Source organism: Pedobacter sp. UYP1, assembly GCF_040547305.1.
Lineage (GTDB): Bacteria > Bacteroidota > Bacteroidia > Sphingobacteriales > Sphingobacteriaceae > Pedobacter.
Genome location: NZ_JBEPPL010000041.1, coordinates 1 through 2,406 on the forward strand (window position 1 = coordinate 1; position 2,406 = coordinate 2,406).

The 2,406-nt window shown below is 47.7% G+C and carries 1 protein-coding gene; it reads right to left on the reverse strand.

All coding sequences use genetic code 11. From position 1 onward, the window contains the following. Window positions 1-2,406, reverse strand: a 2,406-nt coding sequence (locus ABIB30_RS27175; protein ID WP_354306158.1) for a type I polyketide synthase, incomplete at both ends; no start/stop codon positions are given.

The window sequence follows — 2,406 nt, forward strand, 5'->3', positions numbered from 1 at the left end:
ACCTTCTTTGACTGCACTTTTACCCCGTTCCAGTTCTTCCCGGTTCTGCTGGTAATCCTGTACCCAGCGCTGACCATGACGGTGTGCCACAATACGTCTCTGCTCACTGCTGTTACAAGTCAGCTCAGCCACAAGCTTTTGCATGCCATCCAGCCCAAGACTTTTCAATTCTATATCTACATGCACACACGAAACTCCTGTTTCCTGTGGCAATACATTGACCAAACCAAGACCCAGTGACTGGCTATAGTGAACAGACTCGGTCCCGATCACCTCATACAGGCTGTCTGTCAAAACGCAAACGCTCTTACCTGCCAGTCCGCCCTTTGCCGATAAAGCCTGGATAAACAGTACCAGCCCGAAATAAACCAGGTGAAGGGACCGCTGATCATTTGAAAGGGTTAAACCACCCGCCGGGACCTGCATCCCCCAGCCATAAACAATGTCTGTGAACGTATCCCCTGTGGTTTCCAGATCACGTATAAGTTTACTGTAATCCGATTCTTCTAAAGGATTCAGTACATACTCAACTGACGAAACACGCTGATAGCGCTCTCCACAGGACACAACAATTACAGTGTGGCCCTGCTGAGATAATCCAGCAGCCAGTGCTTCGGTAAATGCGGGTTCTCCGGAGAAAATCAAATACACTTTAGCCCCCCCATCTGCTACAGTATTGCCCAGCACAGCCCGTTTCCAGGATGGATAATAGATCCAGTCCTTTAAACCTGTGGAACCTGACACAGATTCACTTAAACCGAAGCCTGACAGCAGCTCACTTCCAAACGGATCCACTTCGGCAGGATAGCTTACCGGTTCAAAAGAATAGGTAGGCAAAGAAATCCGTCTTCGCCCCTCATCCTTATAGTAAGATTCCCAATCAAAAACAATCCCTTCACACCACAAATGTCCAAGCTGACGCAGGAAATACTGAACATCATCACTGTTATCCTTAACCGGTCTGAGCAGGTTCACACAAACCGGATCGGTTTTACCACGTTGCTGTTTCAGTAAGCTGCTCAGGGAGTGACCTGCACCAACCTCGATAAAGGCCTGCCAGGGACGCTCTGACAGTAAATGCTGGATTCCTCCGGAAAAATTTACGGTCTCCCGAAGATGACGTACCCAGTAGTCTGCTGACATGCATTCCTGCTCCATGATTAAAACACCAGTCAGGTTAGAGATAAAAGGAAGCTGCGGTTTACCGAACTTTAAAGTATTCAGCACCGCCCTGAAATCTTCCAGAATAATGTCCTGCATTGCAGAGTGGAAGGCATGGGAAGTATGTAATTTCACATATACAATATGCTGTTCATCCAGCAAAACCATCAGTTTTTCGATCGAATTCCTGTTCCCTGAAAGTACGATCTGTTCCGGACCGTTAACTGCAGCAAGAGAAATATCCGCACTTAAATAAGCTTCACCCTGGGCTTTACTAATGGCAACACTCAGCATTAATCCCTCACCAACAAGGCTCATCAGTTCGCCACGTTTCACCACCAGTCTCAGGGCATCCTCAAGGCTAAACACACCGCTGATACAGGCTGCCGTATATTCCCCGATGCTGTGACCGATCATCGAATCAGGCACAATCCCCAGCGAAATCAGCACACGGCTGAGGCTATATTCTATCAGAAAAAGTAGTGGCTGAGCGTACTGCGTAGAATTAATCAGCGTTGCATCCTGCCCTGCTGATTTGTATAAAAGCTGCTTAAAATCTTTACCCGTTAGCTTGTGCAGAAGTGCAAACCCATGGTCCATTTCTAATCTGAAAACCGGATCATGTTCATAAAGGCCAAGACCCATACCTGCGTACTGAGATCCCTGCCCGGGAAACATAAACACGATACCGCTATGGCTTTCAATATGTTTGAGTGGCTGGGGAACAGCTATCGCCTCTTCCAGTAAACCGATCAGTTCTTCTTTATCCTTATAAACAATGGATTGCCTGAAGCCAAAAGCCTTACGGCCAACCTGTAAGGTGTAGGACATGTCGCCCACGTTAACGTCCGTTTCTTCACCAAGAAAAGTCTTCAGCGCAACAAAGTATCTTTGTAAAGACCCTTCCGTTTTGGCAGAAACTGACAGCAGTTGGTAAGGTCTCCCAGCTGCTCCGGCCTGCACCGCAGGTGCTTCTTCCAGAATGGCATGCGCATTTGTACCCCCAATGCCAAAAGAGCTTACCCCGGCACGCAATGGAAAACCATTTCTTCCTTCCCATGCTTTAAGGCTCGTGTTCACATAAAAAGGTCCGCCGGCAAAATCAATCTCCGGATTCGCTTCTTTAAAATGAAGACTTGCAGGAAGCTGGCGGTGTGTTAAGCTCAGGGCAGTTTTGATCAGACCTGCTACTCCGGCAGCTGCATCAAGGTGACCGATATTTGTTTTAACTGATCCTATTGCACA